This window comes from Nostoc sp. LEGE 12447, assembly GCF_015206985.1.
Lineage (GTDB): Bacteria > Cyanobacteriota > Cyanobacteriia > Cyanobacteriales > Nostocaceae > Nostoc.
The window spans coordinates 73,765-92,373 of sequence record NZ_JADEXT010000014.1 but is presented as its reverse complement, the minus strand read 5'-3'; the positions used below and the strand labels follow the sequence as shown (position 1 = coordinate 92,373).

Sequence of the window (18,609 nt, the reverse complement as noted above, 5' to 3'; positions counted from 1 at the left end):
CTTTCTATCTGTAGGTTATTTGTCAAGTTATGATGCAGATTGTATGTCTGGAAGACTAACCAATAAAAAGCCTGCCGTTTTTCTTAGGTTAAGAACAAACTGCGGCAGGTTTAGTTGGTCTAGGACTGTTTCAGTAGACTAACAACTGATACTATAGGACTCATATTTTATTTTTGAAAAAATCAATATAGCTCAAAGAGCCTTCTTGACTATTGCCTGCCTATCGCGCTTGCGCTTCGCTTCTCTACGAGAGGCTTCGCCAACGCGAACGTGCACCACGCAAATAATTATGGCTACGCCACGCTGCGCGAACAGAAATCAAATCGGATTGCTATATTTATTTTTGAAGAGGCACCTATAAAACTTACACAAAATTAAATATAGAGGCAATTTATTAATTACCCCTATATGTAGTTTATGTAGTTTTTTCCTGTTTTTGAATTTTGTTGTCAACGATCATTTGTCAAGATAAGTATTTTTGAATTAACTATTTTTACCCGCTTTTAATAGCACACCCAGTATGATGAACGGGGTATTTCGGCTGCGATAATAATAATGAATACAAACGCTACTTTATTTTTTGTTTGATAAAGGTAACAACTTGAGTTAGCTGTTTCTTCAAGCCATCGATTTCAGCTTGCATTTTGACAATTTTCTCGTTCAACGCATTAATTTCTGCTTCAGAGACTCCTCCGGCAGTAGGGGTTGCGTTGCTTGCCGCCGTAGGCATCGCAATATTGGCAGCAGTAGGAGTTGCTAGGGTAGCAGTATTTGCAACGCTAGGGGCTGCTACCGTAGTAGTAGCAACACTAGAAGTAGCAACTGTGCTATTTTTAACAGCAACCCCTGCTCCTACTGCGACTAATTCTGGGCGCGGCTGTTTCGCCTTACTCATAGCTAACTTAATTGCGTTAATTAGTTGCTTCTGATCAAAAGGCTTGCCCAAAAATTCAAAGTATTCAAAGGGTTCTGTGATTTTCTCAGTTACTTCTTCCTTGCGACCAGACATGATCACCAAAGGAATTTTTCTTAATTCCGGATCGGCTTGAACTTTCTGGAAAACCTCCCAGCCACTCATTTTAGGCAACAGAAAATCCAGCATAATCAAGCTGAGTTTTTCCTGAAGAATGAAATTTAGTCCTTCCAAACCGTCTTTTGCTTCCAGTACCTCAAAATTGCCCGGAGGCAACATTTCTCGTACTTTTACTCTGACAACTGTAGTGTCATCGATAACTAAAATCTTGTTGCTTGCCACGACTGTTTGCTCTAACAGAAACTTTAAGTGTAAATAGCGGCTTTGCCGATTGTCCTTGAGAATCCTCCCACTATATACAAAATTTCTAGCAATTGGGGGATAGTATATTTCGGTATAAATGACATTACTAGAGGTGTTTTGTAAAACTTTTGCTGGCGCCCTTTTCGATTTATGTCATGGTGATATTTAAGGCTTTAGCTTTGTTCTAAGGCATAAAGCATATAAAGACACGGAGACACGGAGATATTAAGACCGTCTTCTGCGTCTATTCTTGTCTATCATTTGTCCATTGAAAGACCACTACTTTATACCCGTATCTTGCTTGGATGTCTATGATTTCGTCACAACAAGCCGAACTAAAGTCTGAAATTGCGGCAATGCCTAGCTGGTTACGTCGTCCTATCGGTAAAGCCAGTGAAATCTCTACCGTACAACGCATTATTAAGCAGCGCCAAATCCACACAATTTGCGAAGAAGGTCGCTGTCCCAACCGGGGAGAGTGCTATGCCCAAAAAACTGCAACTTTCTTGCTAATGGGGCCTACTTGCACACGCTCTTGTGCTTTTTGCCAAGTAGATAAAGGTCATGCACCGATGCCTCTTGATTTAGAGGAACCCCAAAAGGTTGCACAGGCAGTACAGCTTTTAGGATTGCGTTATGTAGTGCTGACTTCTGTCGCCCGTGATGACTTGCCCGATCAGGGCGCAGCTCACTTTGTGGAGACGATCGCTACTATCCGTCAGTTAAACCCAGAGACTCACATTGAAGTGCTGACCCCAGATTTTTGGGGCGGTGCAGGTGTAGGAGAATCAGGTCAACGCCAACGCATAGCGATGATTGTAGAAGCCAAACCAGCTTGTTTTAATCACAATATCGAGACAGTGCGGCGATTAACTGGGCCAGTGCGCCGGGGAGCCAAATACGATCGCTCGCTTTTGGTACTTGCTATGGTTAAAGAAATCGATTCGACAATTCCTACCAAATCAGGTTTGATGCTGGGACATGGCGAAACACTTGATGAAGTTGTCGAAGCAATGGCTGATTTAAGGGCTGTAGGGTGCGATCGCTTGACTATTGGGCAGTATATGCGTCCAACTCTTGAACATCTCCCAGTCCAAAAATATTGGACTCCAGAGGAATTCGCTCAACTCGGCAGATTAGCATGGGAAATGGGATTCAACCATGTCCGTTCTGGGCCTCTGGTTCGCAGTTCCTATCATGCTGGAGAAGAGGGAGTGGGGAATGAGGAGTAGGGAGCAAGGGGAACAGGCAGAGAGCAGGGGGCAGGGGGCAGAGGTAAATAACTAATTCCCAATTCCCAATTTCCAGTTCCCAATTCCCAATTTCCAATTCCCAATGCCCAATTTCCAAATTCACACAAATATTCTTAAAGAATTTGGGTATTTGGTACGCCAGTTTGGTATTTCTTAAAAAGTCATGACATTAGGAGAATCGCATTATGACTGCTAAAACAACGAAGAATCCTGCAAATTCCGCAGTTGCCGACAGTGGAGCAAAACCTCCCTACGCCTATCGCACAGGCTGGGCAATATTCTTGCTAGCTATCAATTTCTTGGTAGCGGCGTACTATTTCCACATTATTGAGTAGTTAGAAGTGGAATGGTGCTGCTCAAATCGTTCCTTTGAATAAACCTTTGGGACGAATGAGCAGCACCAAAATCATGATCAACAGTGCTACACCCTGTTTATACTGTGAACCCAGCCAGGGGGTGCTAATTTCTTGGACGATGCCAATGATAAAAGCTGCTGCGATCGCACCATAAGGGTTGCCAATCCCCCCAAGAATCACTGAGGCAAATAACGGTAAAATTAAGAACCATCCCATATTTGGACGCACGGCTGTAATCAACCCATACATGCTGCCTCCCAATGACGTAAGAGTGCCAGCAATTAGCCAAGTCCAGAAAATTACTCGGTCAACATTAATACCTGAAACCCTGGCTAAGTCCAGATCGTCAGCAACTGCTCGCATCGCCTTACCAATTTTGGTATTTTGCAGCAGGTAATGCAGCGCAAAAATTACTAGTATCGCTAACCCCAATACCAATAATTGATTTTGCGGTACTTTTAAACCAAAGATGTCTAAAGCTGTGGTGACAGGTAAATTATAGTTTTGGTTCTTGCCACCCCAGATAAAAATAATCCCATTGCGAAGAAATAAGGCAAGCCCGATAGAAATAATAATCAGCGTAGTGGAAGTAGCACGGATAGAGCGCATCTTTGACCACAATAACTTTTCCGATAACAGCATTGCTGCTACTGTTCCCGCCGCCGCCAAGATCATTGACAGCCAAATATTAACTCCAATACTATTGATCAGCCAGGTGAGATAGGCTCCTAAAGTTAAAAAGTCACCATGAGCAAAGTTAGATAACCGTAAAATTCCATAAGTAAGAGTCAGTCCGACTGCGGCTAGAGCAATAATGCTCCCTACCGCAATCCCATTGACGATTAGTTGCGCGAATTGTGTATCCATAAGTCTTAAGTTGCTTTCACAAATTTTAGGTCAGTGGTTCAGATAATAATTTTTTTGGACTAGCTGCTAAATTCGACATCATAAGTTATGGTTTATAACAACATAAGTTATGGTTTATAAATAAAAAAGAATTGTCCGCTAATATACATAAAATCCTTTTCGGATTTTTATGTGAAGCTAAATTTGTTAAGCGGTCTAGTTGACCATGCAGCAGTACTCAAGCTTACCAGACCAAAACTCACAGATAGATGCAACGCCAAAACTTTTGACAACAATTCAGCAACTTCGCGCCAAGTTGTGGCTGGAGAGCAGCTTGAACCAGTTGCAAAGTCGCCTTAATTATTATCTGCTTTCTGTTTGTAACAATGTCCTACAGGCAGAAACCGCAGAATCAGAAGTTCTCCAAGCTGTGGTTAACGAGATTAACAGTGTAATGAACAGCGCTAATCTGGCACTTACAGATTATGCCGTCGGCATTGCTATGTTTCAACCACAAGAAACTGTAGCCACAGTTTGCTATGTTTCTCGTTCTCCATCTCAAAACTCACAACCTTTATTTGTAGATGTGCTGACAGCAGAAAAAAAGCTGCTGTTGAGATTGCAAGAGGTTATAGAACTCAAAGATTTACATCAACTTGAGAATCAACAGCCACCAAGCGCTTGGCGGTTAGCTGATGATTCTGGCAGCGTTATGGGTTGGCTAATTATCGCCGCAGCGCCCCTAAGTTCTGATCGTGAGTCGCTCATAGAATCAAAAGCCCAACTCCGATCGCAATTGATGTCCAGGTCTGCCAACTACTGTACAACAGCTTTGGTACAACTGAGACATATCCTATCTTGGCAGCAACAATATCAAGAGTTAAGTAACTCCAATCAAGAATTGGAGCGCACCAATCAGTTGAAAAACCAGTTTCTGGCAAACACCAGCCACGAAATTCGCACACCGCTTAGTTCTATTATTGGGTTTACCCATCTGCTTTTAGCTCCAGGATACGAACCAACTATAGAACGTCAACGGGAGTATTTAAATATCATTCAGTCTAGCGGCAAGCACTTGCTAGCTCTGATTAATGATATTTTGGATCTTTCAAAAATTGAAGCAAACCAGCTAGAGGTGCAGTGGGAAAGTGTAGATGTACCACTGCTATGTAGCAATGTTTTGGCACTGGTGAAAGAGAAAGCCGCTAATAAGGGTTTAAGACTGTGCCTAGAAATTGACCCCGATATCACAAGCCTAGTAGCCGACTCTTTGCGACTCAAGCAAATGCTGTTGAATTTACTCTTCAATGCCTTAAAGTTCACCAGCAAAGGAAGTGTTGGCTTACAGGTTGTTCCCAAAGGTGGATCTGTACATTTTACAGTTTGGGATACTGGCAGTGGTATTTCCCAAGAAGACCAGACTCAATTATTTGAACCCTATTTCCAAATTGCTAAGGCTGTCGCTGGTGGTTCTGAGGGGACTGGTTTGGGTTTAGCAGTGACTCGCAAACTCGCCCAAATTCACGGTGGTTCTGTGAAAGTGGAATCTGAAGTAGATAGCGGCTCCCGTTTTACCCTTTTACTTCCCCTTAAGCAAGAGGTGGGAGTGGGGGGAGATGAGGAAGCAGGGGAGGCAGGGGAGGCAAAGTACTTCTTATCTCCTTTGCCTTTCACCCCTAGTTCTTCTGTAGATATTTTGTTGGTAGAAAATGATTTACCCAACGCTGATTTGATGCAAATTTATCTGCGGAAATTAGGATATCAGGTGACTTGGGTTAAGAATGCTGCCGAGATGTGGGAAGCTCTAACAAAGCTAGACCCAGCAGTGATTTTAATGGATATTTTTCTGGCAGATGGAAATGGTCTTAATTTGGTACGACAACTGCGAGAACACGAGCAATATCAGACGATTCCGGTAATTGTTCAAACAGCAATGGCGATGAAAGGCGATCGCGAAACCTGTCTAACAGCCGGAGTAAATGACTATATTTCTAAACCGATTGATTTACCACTTTTAGCCAGTCTGGTAGCCAAGTACAGCAAACCGCCAATATAGAGAGAGAGGTAGGGAGCAGGGGGGCAGGGGGGAATTATTGAACAAGTCTCTCTCTTGTCTCCCCCCTCTTCCTTGTCTCTTCTTCATGTTCAATGCCCAATTCCCAATGCCCAATGCCCAATGCCCAATGCCCCATAACATAACAAATGACTACAATAAAAATTGTTGGGTGCTATAGGGTTTGAGTAGGATTGGGAAATGATGCTGACAGAAAAATTTGAGCAATTAAAAGCCTTATTTGAAGAGATGGAGCAGGCATTGATTGCCTACTCTGGGGGCGTTGATAGCACTTTGGTTGCCAAAATTGCTTATGATGCCTTGGGCGATCGCGCTCTGGCTGTCACGGCTGTTTCTCCTTCGCTGTTGCCAGAAGAGTTGGAAGATGCCAAAATTCAAGCCGCAACTATTGGGATTGCTCATAAAATAGTCCAGACTCACGAGATGGAAAATCCCAATTACACATCTAATCCGGTTAATCGCTGTTATTTTTGTAAAAGTGAGTTGCACGACACTCTCAAACCTTTAGCTTTGCAGTTGGGTTATCCCTACGTAGTGGATGGGGTAAATGCCGATGATTTGCATGATTATCGCCCAGGAATTCAGGCAGCGAAAGAAAGAGGGGCGCGATCGCCTTTAGCTGAAGTGGGTGTTACCAAAGTTGAAGTTCGGCAACTTTCGCAACAACTCGGTTTACCTTGGTGGGATAAACCCGCTCAACCTTGCCTAAGTTCTCGGTTTCCTTATGGTGAAGAGATTACTGTTGCTAAGTTACAACGAGTTGGTAGAGCAGAAATTTTCTTAAGAAAGCTGGGTTGGCAAAATTTGCGCGTGCGATCAGAAGGTGATACAGCACGCATTGAATTATCACCAGAACAAATTAAAGAGTTTGTGTTAACGACAGATTTGCAAAAAGTAGTTTCTGTATTTCAGGATTTTGGATTTCTTTACGTAACTCTGGATTTGGAAGGTTATCGCAGTGGTAAGTTGAATCAGGTTTTGAATAATCGGGAAGTCTTGGGCGTTAAATTATAAAATTTTGGTTTTATAGAGATCCAGTTTATATTTCTTTACCTTCTACAGAAACTAGAAAGCAGCCATTAATCCTCCAGGCATTATCCGGCTGTTTTTCCATAAGATATAAAGCTCTCAAGGGAATTCCATCAGGAGCAAGTAGTAGCACTGGCTGAGTTATGTTTTCCTGGATGGTTGTTATCTTCTCAAAAAAGACAGAGCGAGGACGGTATACTGCTGGGTAACTTATCTTCACCATCTGCATAAAATTTTCTGGGGTACCAAATTGCGCCTGAATTCCTGGACTGGCGAAGGCAAAAGCGCCTTGGGCATCATCCTTTTTAAAGGCTGCCAATTGGTTTTCAATTAGAGAACGTATGGTGATGGCATCGTTGTCGGTAATTTCCATAAATCTAAAATTGCGTAGGCGCAGCCCGCACTTCAACTTGGCTCAGTGACCATCGTAGACATCGCTTCAAGGGTCGAGCGATCGCTTAATCTTCACGCTGAGTCACCTTGTATTCTATCTGCTGTAATGCCGAGCGCCATACATCATAACCCTCTTGCGACAGGTGCAAACCATCTGTGGTCAACTCTGGGCGCATATTGCCTTCCATATCAGTAAACCAGCTATAAATATTTAGATAATTAGCGCCTTCTTGTTTAGCAATTTGGGTTAGTTGGGTGTTGATGTGACGAATGCGGATATTGGAAAGTTTTGCTAGGCGAGTAGGCAGAATTGATTGGACAATGATTTGAGCTTTTGGGTGAGAATCCCGTAAACGACGGACAATCCGGCGATAATTACGCAAAATTGTGTCATCACTAGCGCCTTTGCGTAAGTCGTTAATCCCAGCCATGACATAAATCACATCCGGCCGCGTTGCCGAAAATGCCCCCAACCTTTTTAAAACCCCACTGGAAGTATCTCCAGAGATACCTTGATTAAGCCACAATTTCCCAGTAGGCAGTTTTTCTCTAGGAAACCACATACTCAAAGAATCACCAACTAAGATACTTAGATGATTTGCACCTTGACCTTGAGCGATCGCTCTAGCTTCTAAAGCTAATAAACTTTTCCAGTCATCATAAGTTAGTTGACGCTTCCTGATCGACTCCCACAAAGATTGCAAATTATCACTATCTACGCGCGTATAAATCTGACCTGTTTTCAGAGCCGCCAATCTTTGGTAGTAAAGTTGATTACCAGATGTCAATGAAATACCAGCTGCTTGGGCACTGGGTTTGACTAATGATTCTGTTGAGGCTGGTAATCCTTCACTACTGAGTTCGGGTACGCTAGAGACGTTTTTCTCGTCTACCGTCGGCTGCGAATTTTTTAGGGGTTGGAACGCTTGCCCACTGAGTTCTGGTAAGGAGAGATCAACGCTGGGGATGATTTGTCTACTTACTATTGTCTGCGAGCCTTGTTTTAAATCCCACAGGAATCTAGAACTTTCTGGCAGGACAATCGACAAATGTGGAAGAGCCGATGCTGGTATTGCTAATCCTGTTAACAAGCCTGCTGCCAACAGATAAGGGTCCCTCATCGCTTTCTCTCTCCTCTACTCACTGCTTTTCCCTATCACAGCATTAGTTGCCTGTATTCAGGAAAATTTTACTTCGGTTAAGTTATTATTCTTATTTACACTGTATAGTTCTGTAAAGCGTGTTGAGGAGATTATCTTAGACAATTTACGATCTCTTTAAAATAAGGTTTTTTCGGTGGTATACAAGTCTGATTTGCGAAAATACTGGTACTTAAAGCACTATTTTTACAAAACAACCATTTTTTATAACTCAGTGTCCACAAATATTATAAGTGTGTATAAGTTTGCGATTAGTTGATATCATACGACGATCTGCTCTTTGTGAGCAAGCAAAAGGTTATTATTATTGATGTTTAAGAACTTGCTCTAAAAAAAGTTAGGCGCTCAAACTGGTTTGGGATAATTATAAAGTCATCTATAGTGCGATCATAAATTATACAGATTGTACTGGTATAACAAAAGTTAAATTTATCTTCATCCAAAAGTTGGTTCTTAGGTTTGATGGGATGATTTAGGGTTTGATACAGATTGTCCAGTATTAGAGCAATTCTCTGTACTTGTATTGTAGTTCTGTAATATATAATTTCAAGTTGATATTTGTCTGTAGAAGTATGAGTTGAAACACCTTTAAATTAAGTTTTAACTATAGAAAATAACTTCATTGGAAGTGCTAATATTTAGGCTTAATCATTAGTGTTTGTTCTCCCGTGGCTAGAGCTAGTACAGCGATTGGTGTCAGTCCAATTATTAAGGAGATTGTGCAAAAACAGGCACATTCGACACGTTTAACACTGAAAGAAGTGATTCTTATGGGAATGCTAGCTATTGATAAACTAGACGATCAAGGTCGTCAAGAGCTAGCCGATCAAGTTCACCAAATGCAGGTAAATGGAGAAATTTAAGCGAGTAGTTATGAGTGAGGAGTTATAAATTTTAACTCGTCATTCGTGACTATTTACTTAATTTGATTATTGGCTAAAACAATAACAACTTCCCATTACATAATTTCGTTAATTTCAAAAGATATTCATTAACGTTGCAAAGTTTCAGCAACAAACCCAGTTGTGTTAGAACCTGCAAATGGATCTAACACCATATCAGCTTCATAAGTTAAGAATTTGATGAAAACTTAGCAAACCCTTGAGGATAACGGGCTGATAGGGTCTAATTTTGGCTGCTTTGCAGTGTCGTAAATAAGCACTATTCGATTCAGTATTAGCAATTTATAGCAAATTTGGCGGAATTGCACCCTGGTTATCCTTTTGGGATTTATGAGAAATATGATGTCTAAATAAGATGTAACACATTTAAGATTATGTCAGTTTCAGAGCTTGAAGAATCACTGTATTCAACTGCTGAATTTGACTTGCTCCTAATTTACCTATTCTTCTGGTGATTAGTCTACGCTCTATGGTAGTTATTCGAGTAACCCTAACTTTAGAAGCAACCCGTAATCCAGTACTAGTAAAATCTGGATCTGAAGGTTCTAAAATGAACTCTTCTGGACTCAAGCTACTTATATTTTGAGATGAAATAAAACATAAAGTTACATCATCGCCTATGGTGTCTATCCATAAAACTAAACCAGGGCGTAGCTTTGTTCCACTCAAGTCTGTAAATGGAAATGGAACCAAGACGATATCACCTTTTTGGAGAGACATTAGATAGGTTCTCCGTCGTCAAGTGAGTATATATCTGGTTCATTTTCAAGAAAGTTAAAGGCTCCTCCAGTCTGGGCAAGTTGCATTAAGTCACTGGTTAAAGGCTCTGATAAATCGAAAAATAGTTTTTCTTCCAAAAGCGATCGCTCATCATTAGAGAGAGATAGGATAACTTGCAACAGTGACTCAACAAGTTTAGTGTTCATATTCTATTTCACATATTTTGTCATTATCATTTAAGTATAATTTTAAGCTAAATACAGAAACAGGGGAATCCAGCAAATGCCATGTTTTATATCTGGAAAATAAAAATATGGATATAACGTTACCATATATGGAGGGTTTAACAGGTGCTTTAGAGTATGTTTATCGGCTAAGGACATGGTTAGGCAATGGTATTGATGTAGAAATGTGGTGGAAGTTCCCAACTGGAGAATGCTACTTTTTTCAAAGTTTGACAGGTGAAACAGCCGAAGAAAATCCTGTACGAAAGATTTGCAAAAAGACAGGTATCTCTGTAGATAAATTTGACCTCATGATTAAATGTTTAGTAGAGAATGGCATTATGGAGCTAGAATCAGACACCGAACATGGAATAATGACTAATCATAATGAATTTTATTATGTATTGCTGAAAGATGGTTCTTCCAACTTTTTTCTGGCGATGTGCGGTCATCATCGTGATTCCAAATTTAAAAGTATAGTTAACATACTTATTGAAAATATTAAATAGAAAAACCATAAGCTAACAATTAGCTTTGGTGTATAAAACTTTTTAGCATAAAAAGTCAGAAGCATCATAATCTTGAATTTACCGAATTTCAAAAAAAATCCCCCACCTTCTGGCAGGGGATTTTTATTACTTATCTACAAAACTAGCAGCCGAATTAACCGAACTTACCAGCAGTAGAAGCAATCAAGAATGCGGCGTAAGTTACGATGTAGCCAACTGTGAAGTGAGCTAGACCAACTACACGAGCTTGAACAATGGACAGAGCCACGGGCTTGTCTTTCCAGCGAACTAGGTTAGCTAGAGGAGTGCGTTCGTGTGCCCAAACAAGGGTTTCAATCAACTCTTGCCAGTAACCTCTCCAGGAGATTAAGAACATGAAGCCAGTAGCCCAAACTAGGTGTCCAAACAGGAACATCCAAGCCCAGACAGACAGGTTATTCACGCCGTAGGGGTTGTAACCGTTAATTAACTGAGCGGAGTTAGCCCAGAGGTAATCGCGGAACCAGCCCATGAGATATGTAGAGTTCTCATTAAACTGAGCTACGTTGCCTTGCCAAACACCGAGATGTTTCCAATGCCAGTAGAAGGTCAACCAACCAATGGTGTTGAGCATCCAGAATGTAGCAAGGTAGAAGGAATCCCATGCTGAGATGTCGCAAGTACCGCCACGACCGGGGCCGTCGCAAGGGAAGGCATAGCCGAAGTCCTTTTTATCGGGCATCAGCTTAGAACCACGGGCATCCAAAGCACCTTTGACCAAGATCAAGGTGGTGGTGTGCAGACCTAAAGCGATCGCATGGTGTACCAAGAAATCGCCAGGGCCAATTGTCAAGAACAGGGAGTTAGTACCAGCATTAATGGCATCTAACCAACCTGGCAACCAAACGTTAGCGTAGTTAGGCCATGCTGTGTAAGCAATACTATCGGGGTTAGATAGCAAAGTATCTAAACCATACAGCACCTTACCGTTAGCAGCTTGGACGAATTGAGCAAATACTGGCTCAATCAAGATTTGCTTTTCAGGAGTACCGAAAGCAACTACTACGTCGTTGTGTACGTACAGACCAAGGGTGTGGAAGCCTAAGAAAAGAGATACCCAACTGAGGTGGGAAATGATCGCTTCTTTGTGCTTCAACACGCGGTCAAGCACGTTACCTTTGTTTTGCTCTGGGTCGTAATCACGTACCCAGAAAATCGCACCGTGAGCAAAAGCACCAAGCATCAGGAATCCAGCAATATACTGGTGATGCGTATACAACGCTGCCTGGGTTGTGTAGTCCTTCGCAATAAATGCGTAGGAAGGCATGGAGTACATGTGCTGCGCTACCAGGGAAGTAACAACACCTAGCGCTGCTAAGTGCCAACCCAATTGGAAGTGCAAGGAGTTGTTGTAGGTGTCGTAAATACCTTGGTGAGGTAGGTTAAACGGCCCTTCAACTGGAATACCAAAGAAACTCTTGGCATTCAATGCTTCTTTGAGACTGTGACCAATCCCAAAGTTTGTCCGGTACATGTGACCAGCAACAATGAATAAAACTGCGATCGCTAGGTGGTGGTGAGCTATGTCAGTTAGCCACAAAGCTTCTGTCTGGGGATGGAAACCACCCAAGAAACTCAGAATTGCAGTTCCTGCACCTTGCGATGTCCCAAAGATATGTCCAGGAGTGTCAGGGTTTTGAGAGTAAACACCCCAGTTGCCTGTAAAGAATGGTGTCAAACCGGCTGGGTGGGGTGGGGTATTCAGGAAGTTATCCCAACCTACGTGCTGACCGCGAGCTTCGGGGACAGCAACGTGAATTAAGTGACCAGCCCAAGCCAATGAACTAACACCAAACAAACCTGCTAAGTGGTGGTTTAGGCGATGTTCAGCGCTCTTAAACCATGCCAAGCTAGGACGGTACTTGGGTTGCAAGTGCAGCCAACCAGCAAACAGTAATACAGCAGCGAATAATAGCAAGAACACTGAACCGTTGTACAGTTCGCCGTTATTCCGCATACCGATGGTATACCACCAATGGTAGAGACCAGAGTAGGTAATGTTTACCGGATTACTAGCGCCCGCTTGGGTAAAAGCTTCGATCGCTGGTTTACCAAAGTGGGGGTCCCAAATCGCATGGGCGATGGGACGGATATGAAGGGGATCTTTAATCCACTGTTCAAAGTTACCTTGCCAGGCTACGTGGAACAGGAGGCTGGATGCCCACAGGAAGATGATTGCCAAGTGACCGAAGTGAGTTGCGAAAATCTTTTGGTAAAGATTTTCTTCCGTCATGCCATCATGGGTTTCAAAATCGTTGCCTGTAGCGATCGCATACCATATCCGACGAGTCGTCGGGTCCTGTGCGAGATCCTGGCTAAATTTCGGAAATTTTGTCGCCATAGGTTTAATAAATCCTCTGACCTTTAGCCATCAAATATCAGCGTCTAGAGTCCTGAGTTCTGAGTCCTGAGTTCTGAGTTTTGACTCAGCACTCAGTACTCAGCACTCAATAACTGATTGCTACCCTACTGAAAGGATGTGTGCATGGAAGAATGCCCAAGTTGTGGCAATTCCTCCCAAGAGGTAGTGAGCTACCCCTACAGCCCGACCCTGAATAATACTCAGAGCGCGAGGCTGAATTGCTGGTGCTACCTTCAGTTTGTTATGCGCCCAAACAATGGACTCAATCAGTTCTTGCCAGTAGCCGCGACCACTGAACAGGAACATCAAGCTGAATGCCCAGACAAAGTGAGCGCCTAAGAAGAGTAGACCATAGGCAGATAGCGCGCTGCCATAGGAATTGATGACTTGTGTAGCTTGTGCCCACAAGAAGTCCCGTAACCAACCGTTGATGGTAATAGCACTTTGGGCAAAGTTGCCACCAGTGATGTGAGTCACAGTACCATCTGCATCTACGGTTCCCCAAACATCTGATTGCATCTTCCAACTGAAGTGGAAAATTACAATAGACAGGGAGTTGTACATCCAGAATAGTCCGAGGAATACGTGATCCCAACCAGACACTTGGCAAGTACCGCCACGACCAGGACCGTCGCAGGGGAAGCGGAAGCCCAGGTTTGCTTTGTCTGGAATCAGACGAGAGCTACGGGCATACAGCACACCTTTGAGCAGAATTAGGACGGTGACGTGAATGGTGAAAGCGTGAATGTGGTGAATTAGGAAGTCGGCTGTGCCCAAAGCAATGGGTGCAGCTGCCACTTTACCGCCAACAGCCAAAATACCGCCGCCAAAGACATAGCTAACTGGTTCTAGGGCATTAGGTGCAGTTGTACCAGGAGCCAAGGCGTGGATATTTTGTATCCACTGGGCAAATACCGGCTGCAATTGAATCCCCGTATCAGAGAACAAGTCTTGAGGACGACCCAATGCACGCATTGTGTCGTTGTGGATGTAAAGTCCAAAGCTATGGAAGCCTAAGAAAATACATACCCAGTTCAGGTGAGAAATAATCGCATCACGGTGACGAATTACCCGATCCAATACGTTGTTTTGATTCACAACTGGATCGTAATCCCGCACCATGAAGATCGCAGCGTGAGCTGCTCCACCAACAATCAAGAAGCCACCGATCCAAATATGGTGAGTGAATATGCACAACTGTGTAGCGTAATCAGTTGCCAAATATGGATAGGGGGGCATCGCGTACATGTGATGCGCGATGATGATGGTCAGTGAACCCAAGAAGGCCAGGTTAGTAGCCAGCTGAGCGTGCCAGGATGTGGTCAGGTTTTCGTAGAGACCTTTGTGACCTTCACCAGTAAAAGGACCTTTGTGGTTTTCTAGGATCTCTTTGATGCTGTGACCAATACCCCAGTTGGTACGGTATTGATGACCAGCAACGATAAAGAGAACTGCGATCGCTAAGTGGTGATGAGCGATGTCAGTCATCCACAAGCCGCCTGTTACTGGGTTCAGACCGCCCTTGAAGGTAAGGAAGTCAGCATACTGACCCCAGTTCAAGGTGAAGAAAGGTGCTAAACCAGCAGCAAAGCTGGGATACAACTCGGTCAACAAGTCTTTGTTCAAGATGAACTCGTGGGGCAAGGGGATGTCTTTGAGAGCAACACCTGCATCCAAAAGCTTGTTGGTCGGTGCGGACACGTGGATTAAGTGGCCTGCCCATCCCAAGGAACCACAACCTAGCAATACTTGCAAGTGGTGATTCAGCATCGACTCCACATTCTGGAACCATTCCAGTTTGGGAGCGCGTTTGTGGTAGTGGAACCAGCCGGCAAATAGGAATAAGCCTGCTAATACCAAGCCACCGATCGCAGTTACATAAAGCTGGAAGGAGTTTGTAATCCCCCAACCACGCCATACTTGGAACAAACCGGAGGTGATTTGAATACCGTGGAAACCACCGCCAACATCACCGTTTAAAATGTCTTGTCCAACAATGGGCCAAACGACTTGAGCGCTAGGCTTAACGTTCAACGGGTCACTTAGCCAAGCTTCGTAGTTAGAAAACTTCGCGCCGTGGAAAATCATCCCGCTCAACCAAACCATCACTACGGCTAGGTGGCCGAAGTGGGCTGAGAATATCTTGCGGGATATGTCTTCTAAATCGCTTGTATGTGTATCAAAATCATGGGCGAGTGCGTGCAGGTTCCAAATCCATGTGGTGGTTTTGGGACCTCTGGCTAAGGATCTGTCAAAGTGTCCAGGTTGCGCCCATCTCTCGAATGAGGTTGGAACTGGATCGTTATCGACGATTACTCTTGCCTTCTTTTCCTCTCGCTCCGGAGGACTTATTGTCATTTGACCTCCTCTCTTGATAAGGAATGAGGAATCATGAATACCACAAAGTGAACCATTACCGCATACTCAGAATTTTACTGAAGCCGCGATGAAGACCCTATGTGGAGAGTTGTTTCTCGTTGAATTATAGAGTCTTCACCTGCACTTTGTTGGAGATATTTTAACAATAATTCAAACTTGGTGGAATATTGCTGAAATTACCGTCTTATCTGCCTTTTAACTCCAAACTATTTGTCTAAAAGTCAATAGATTAACCATTTTAATTTACAAAGAATAACAATTCGTAAGTTTTATGATTTTGCTGTATACACTCGAATTCCAGCTTTTACTGCTATTACTCATGAACATTTGTGTCATCTTTCCATTGTTGTAAGTAAAAAGCTGTAAAAAGTATGACTTGTTTTAAAATTTACTGAAATAGATATATGAAAACTTAGGGAATGTGAGGTAGATTTCACCTTTTGGGCTATAGTGCCAGATGGACAGTTTGAGCGAAAATAATCTGTGAATTGTCGAAGACTATCACTGGGTGCAACGCATGAACTCGTGGCAGAAAAGGGTGTTAGAGAAGCTCCTCCCTGAGAGGTTCCCGATTCTCAGGTGGATAATGACATTGGTGCTGGTATTAAGCTTGACGAGTTGCGGTGAGAAAGCCGATAGCCAGGAAGTATCTACTGGTTATAGAGAAAACCCTCCACAGATTTCTCAAATCTCAAAGCAATTTTCGGAAGTTTCTCCACCATCTGTTATCCAAGCACTGCGTCCAAGTTTGGAAGTTTATCAGCCACAAGTGGCAATTCTGACTCCAAGACCTGATGAAGTTTTCCAAAATAATAAAGTTACAGCGAGTTTTCAGGTTAAGGATCTACCAATATTTAAAGACCCACAATTACAACTGGGGCCACATCTCCATGTAATTCTGGATAACCAACCTTATATTCCTGTTTACGACCTGAATCAACCCTTGGTTTTGCCAGAGTTGTCCCCAGGTACTCATACCCTGCGTGTTTTTGCCTCTCGTCCTTGGCATGAAAGCTTTAAGAATGAAGGGGCTTATGCCCAGACAACATTTCACGTTTTTACCAAAACAGACGACAATAACGCAGATCCCAAGTTACCTCTGCTAACTTACAGCCGTCCTCAAAGTAGCTACGGAGCAGAGCCAATCTTACTAGACTTTTATCTCACTAACGCTCCCCTACACCTCGTTGACAAGGAAAACACTAACGAAGGATTTAGTGATTGGCGCATCCGCGTCACAATTAATGGTGAAAGCTTTGTTTTCGATCGCTGGCAGGCAGTTTATCTTAAAGGCTTCCAAACTGGTAAAAACTGGATAAAGCTAGAATTTCTCGATAATCAGGGAAATCCTCTCAAAAATGTCTTCAATACCACAGTCCGAGTCATTGACTTCCAGCCAAAGGGTAAAGATACTTTGTCGAAAATTGTCAGAGGAGAACTCACAGCAGATGAGGTACGTGGCATTGTAGACCCGAATTATAAACTTACACCTACGCCTTCTGTTGAAAAAACACCCCAAATCCAACCGAAGCTAGAAAAGCAGCCCATTCCTGAAATTGAAGCTCCGAAAGAATCTAAAACACAGCCAGAAGAACCAAAATTGGAAGTTCCAACGGTTGTACCATCTCCTACTTTATCTCCGACACCATCAGAACCACAGCCAACGGTAACGCCGACTCCAGAATCAACGCCGCTACCTGAAAAAGTTGCGCCTCAGCCAACTAAACCTAAAGTTGACGGATTTTTTAACCGTCGGGCGGGTAAGATACCTACTCCAGAAGTAACAGTTGAGCCATCTCCTAGTTTGCCACCTGCACTGCCAAAGATTATTGAGTCTCCAGCACCAGAAATAATTACGCCAACACCAGAACCACAGCCAGAGGTAACACCAACTCCTGAATCAACACCGTCAACTGAAAAAGTTACGCCTCAGCCAACAAAATCTAAATTTGGCGGATTTTTTAAGCGTCGAACGAGCAAGACACCTACTCCACAAGTAACAGTTGCGCCATCTCCTAGTTTGCCACCTGCACTGCCAGAGATTATTGAGTCTCCTGTACCAGAACCACAGCCAGAGGTAACACCAACTCCTGAATCAACGCCGTTACCTAAGATAAGGGCTCCCGAAGCAGAAAAACCAGAATTAAGCAAAGACACTCAACTGTAACTCTTGCGCTAAAGCCTCAACAAATGCGATCGCACCTACAGGATTTCCCATATTATCCAACCCAGGACTGTAGCAAGCGATCGCTCCCTCACCTGGGACTATTGCAACAAGTCCACCACCAATCCCTGATTTCATCGGTAGACCAATTCTGACTGCAAACTCGGCAGAAGCTTCATAAAGTCCACAACTTGACATCACAGCATTGACAATCCGGCGATTTTGTGGATTAACTAACCCACTTTCACAAGCTAAAAGTTTTCCTAACAGAGCTAAATCTTCAACTCGCCCAGAGATACAGCATATTTGTTCGTAAGTATCAAGTGCTATTTCAAGATTTTCTAAATAACCTGTTTCGCTAAGATAGTTTGCGATCGCTTCATTGGCTGTTGAACGTGTTAATCGCACTGAAGCCAGCATTACTCCATCTAAACTGAGTTGGCAACCTGCTAATTGGTTGAGCCATTGACAAAATAAAAGAGTGCGTTGAGTAGCATCCTTTCCTGGTAACTTATCAGCGAGGGTGATTGCCCCACTATTAATCATCGGGTTACGGGGACGGCCGCGATCGCTAACTAATTGTTCTAAAGAATTGAAGGGTGCATCCGATGGTTCCACCCCAACCCAGCCAAAAACCGCTTCTGCGCCAAAATGTTCCAGCAGATAAAGTAAAGAAAATGTCTTAATCACGCTCATAAGCGGGAAGACACAAGCGGTATCCCCAAAGCTGATATTTTTCCCTGATTCACAGCAGACGTGAACTGCAAACCAACCAGGATCGGCTAAAGCTAATTGCGGAATGCGATCGATAACTCGTCCCTGTTTAGCCTGAATTTTAGCTTGTTGTACCCAAGCTGATAACTCCGTAGTAGTTAATTTATCAAGTTTTTTCACAACAGATACAGCCACGTTAAATTACGAAT

At 43.2% G+C, this 18,609-nt stretch carries 16 protein-coding genes and 1 pseudogene; 7 read left to right on the top strand and 10 right to left on the bottom strand.

What is annotated here, in order from left to right; genetic code table 11:
* Nucleotides 1-568: 568 nt before the first annotated feature.
* Nucleotides 569-1,255, bottom strand: coding sequence for a response regulator (locus IQ274_RS16480; RefSeq protein WP_194142887.1), 687 nt, complete (start codon nucleotides 1,253-1,255; stop codon nucleotides 569-571).
* 332 nt (nucleotides 1,256-1,587) lie between these two features.
* Here IQ274_RS16480 and lipA point away from each other — a divergent pair, with 332 nt between their 5' ends.
* Entirely contained in the window at nucleotides 1,588-2,508 is a 921-nt protein-coding gene (gene lipA, locus IQ274_RS16475) for a lipoyl synthase (RefSeq protein ID WP_163930103.1), read from the top strand.
* Nucleotides 2,509-2,714: 206 nt separating this feature from the next.
* Nucleotides 2,715-2,864 carry a photosystem I protein PsaX gene (locus IQ274_RS16470; protein WP_012410182.1) on the top strand — a complete coding sequence of 50 codons (150 nt, stop codon included), beginning with the start codon at nucleotides 2,715-2,717 and terminating at the stop codon, nucleotides 2,862-2,864.
* A gap of 21 nt (nucleotides 2,865-2,885) precedes the next feature.
* Here IQ274_RS16470 and IQ274_RS16465 read toward each other — a convergent pair whose 3' ends face one another.
* Entirely contained in the window at nucleotides 2,886-3,752 is an 867-nt protein-coding gene (locus tag IQ274_RS16465) for a branched-chain amino acid ABC transporter permease (RefSeq protein WP_163930070.1), read from the bottom strand.
* A 205-nt stretch (nucleotides 3,753-3,957) separates the two neighbouring features.
* Here IQ274_RS16465 and hrmK point away from each other — a divergent pair, with 205 nt between their 5' ends.
* Both hrmK and larE read left to right on the top strand, forming a co-directional pair.
* Nucleotides 3,958-5,787: a hybrid histidine kinase/response regulator HrmK gene (gene hrmK / locus IQ274_RS16460; protein ID WP_163930072.1), complete on the top strand. Its 1,830-nt coding sequence runs from the start codon at nucleotides 3,958-3,960 to the stop codon at nucleotides 5,785-5,787.
* A gap of 198 nt (nucleotides 5,788-5,985) precedes the next feature.
* Nucleotides 5,986-6,819 (top strand): ATP-dependent sacrificial sulfur transferase LarE, encoded by an 834-nt coding sequence (larE, locus tag IQ274_RS16455; protein ID WP_163930074.1) that lies wholly within the window; start codon nucleotides 5,986-5,988, stop codon nucleotides 6,817-6,819.
* Between the two features lie 25 nt (nucleotides 6,820-6,844).
* On the opposite strand, the gene IQ274_RS16450 is transcribed toward larE, so the two are convergent.
* Together IQ274_RS16450 and IQ274_RS16445 are read right to left on the bottom strand one after the other, a co-directional pair.
* Nucleotides 6,845-7,207: a DUF4864 domain-containing protein gene (locus IQ274_RS16450; RefSeq protein ID WP_194142886.1), complete on the bottom strand. Its 363-nt coding sequence runs from the start codon at nucleotides 7,205-7,207 to the stop codon at nucleotides 6,845-6,847.
* A gap of 85 nt (nucleotides 7,208-7,292) precedes the next feature.
* Entirely contained in the window at nucleotides 7,293-8,348 is a 1,056-nt protein-coding gene (locus IQ274_RS16445; RefSeq protein ID WP_163930078.1) for an SGNH/GDSL hydrolase family protein, read from the bottom strand.
* Between the two features lie 707 nt (nucleotides 8,349-9,055).
* Between IQ274_RS16445 and IQ274_RS16440 the strand changes: the two genes are divergently transcribed.
* Nucleotides 9,056-9,250: a hypothetical protein gene (locus tag IQ274_RS16440; protein ID WP_073640193.1), complete on the top strand. Its 195-nt coding sequence runs from the start codon at nucleotides 9,056-9,058 to the stop codon at nucleotides 9,248-9,250.
* Nucleotides 9,251-9,381: 131 nt separating this feature from the next.
* Here IQ274_RS16440 and IQ274_RS16435 read toward each other — a convergent pair.
* From IQ274_RS16435 to IQ274_RS16425, 3 genes and pseudogenes are all read right to left on the bottom strand, one after another.
* Nucleotides 9,382-9,634 (bottom strand): annotated as a pseudogene (locus IQ274_RS16435) (DNA methyltransferase); the annotation flags it as partial.
* 27 nt (nucleotides 9,635-9,661) lie between these two features.
* Entirely contained in the window at nucleotides 9,662-10,009 is a 348-nt protein-coding gene (locus tag IQ274_RS16430; RefSeq protein WP_194142885.1) for a type II toxin-antitoxin system PemK/MazF family toxin, read from the bottom strand.
* Nucleotides 10,009-10,215 (bottom strand): hypothetical protein, encoded by a 207-nt coding sequence (locus tag IQ274_RS16425; RefSeq protein WP_194142884.1) that lies wholly within the window; start codon nucleotides 10,213-10,215, stop codon nucleotides 10,009-10,011. Before IQ274_RS16425 ends, IQ274_RS16430 begins: the two co-directional genes overlap by 1 nt.
* 107 nt (nucleotides 10,216-10,322) lie before the next feature.
* Here IQ274_RS16425 and IQ274_RS16420 point away from each other — a divergent pair, with 107 nt between their 5' ends.
* The gene (locus tag IQ274_RS16420) at nucleotides 10,323-10,742 is read left to right on the top strand and encodes a hypothetical protein (RefSeq protein WP_194142883.1); all 420 of its coding nucleotides are present in this window, start codon (nucleotides 10,323-10,325) and stop codon (nucleotides 10,740-10,742) included.
* Nucleotides 10,743-10,896: 154 nt separating this feature from the next.
* Here IQ274_RS16420 and psaB read toward each other — a convergent pair whose 3' ends face one another.
* Nucleotides 10,897-13,122 (bottom strand): photosystem I core protein PsaB, encoded by a 2,226-nt coding sequence (psaB, locus tag IQ274_RS16415; protein WP_114081190.1) that lies wholly within the window; start codon nucleotides 13,120-13,122, stop codon nucleotides 10,897-10,899.
* Nucleotides 13,123-13,242: 120 nt separating this feature from the next.
* The gene (psaA, locus tag IQ274_RS16410; RefSeq protein ID WP_114081191.1) at nucleotides 13,243-15,501 is read right to left on the bottom strand and encodes a photosystem I core protein PsaA; all 2,259 of its coding nucleotides are present in this window, start codon (nucleotides 15,499-15,501) and stop codon (nucleotides 13,243-13,245) included.
* A 538-nt stretch (nucleotides 15,502-16,039) separates the two neighbouring features.
* On the opposite strand from psaA, the gene IQ274_RS16405 reads away from it, so the two are divergent.
* A complete protein-coding gene (locus IQ274_RS16405) occupies nucleotides 16,040-17,689 on the top strand; it encodes a hypothetical protein (protein ID WP_194142882.1) in 1,650 nt (549 codons plus the stop codon).
* Here the strand turns inward: IQ274_RS16405 and IQ274_RS16400 are convergent.
* On the bottom strand, nucleotides 17,666-18,580 hold the full coding sequence (locus IQ274_RS16400) for a glutaminase (protein WP_194142908.1): 915 nt from the start codon (nucleotides 18,578-18,580) through the stop codon (nucleotides 17,666-17,668). The two genes, IQ274_RS16405 and IQ274_RS16400, sit on opposite strands and share 24 nt — an antisense overlap.
* Nucleotides 18,581-18,609: the final 29 nt, after the last annotated feature.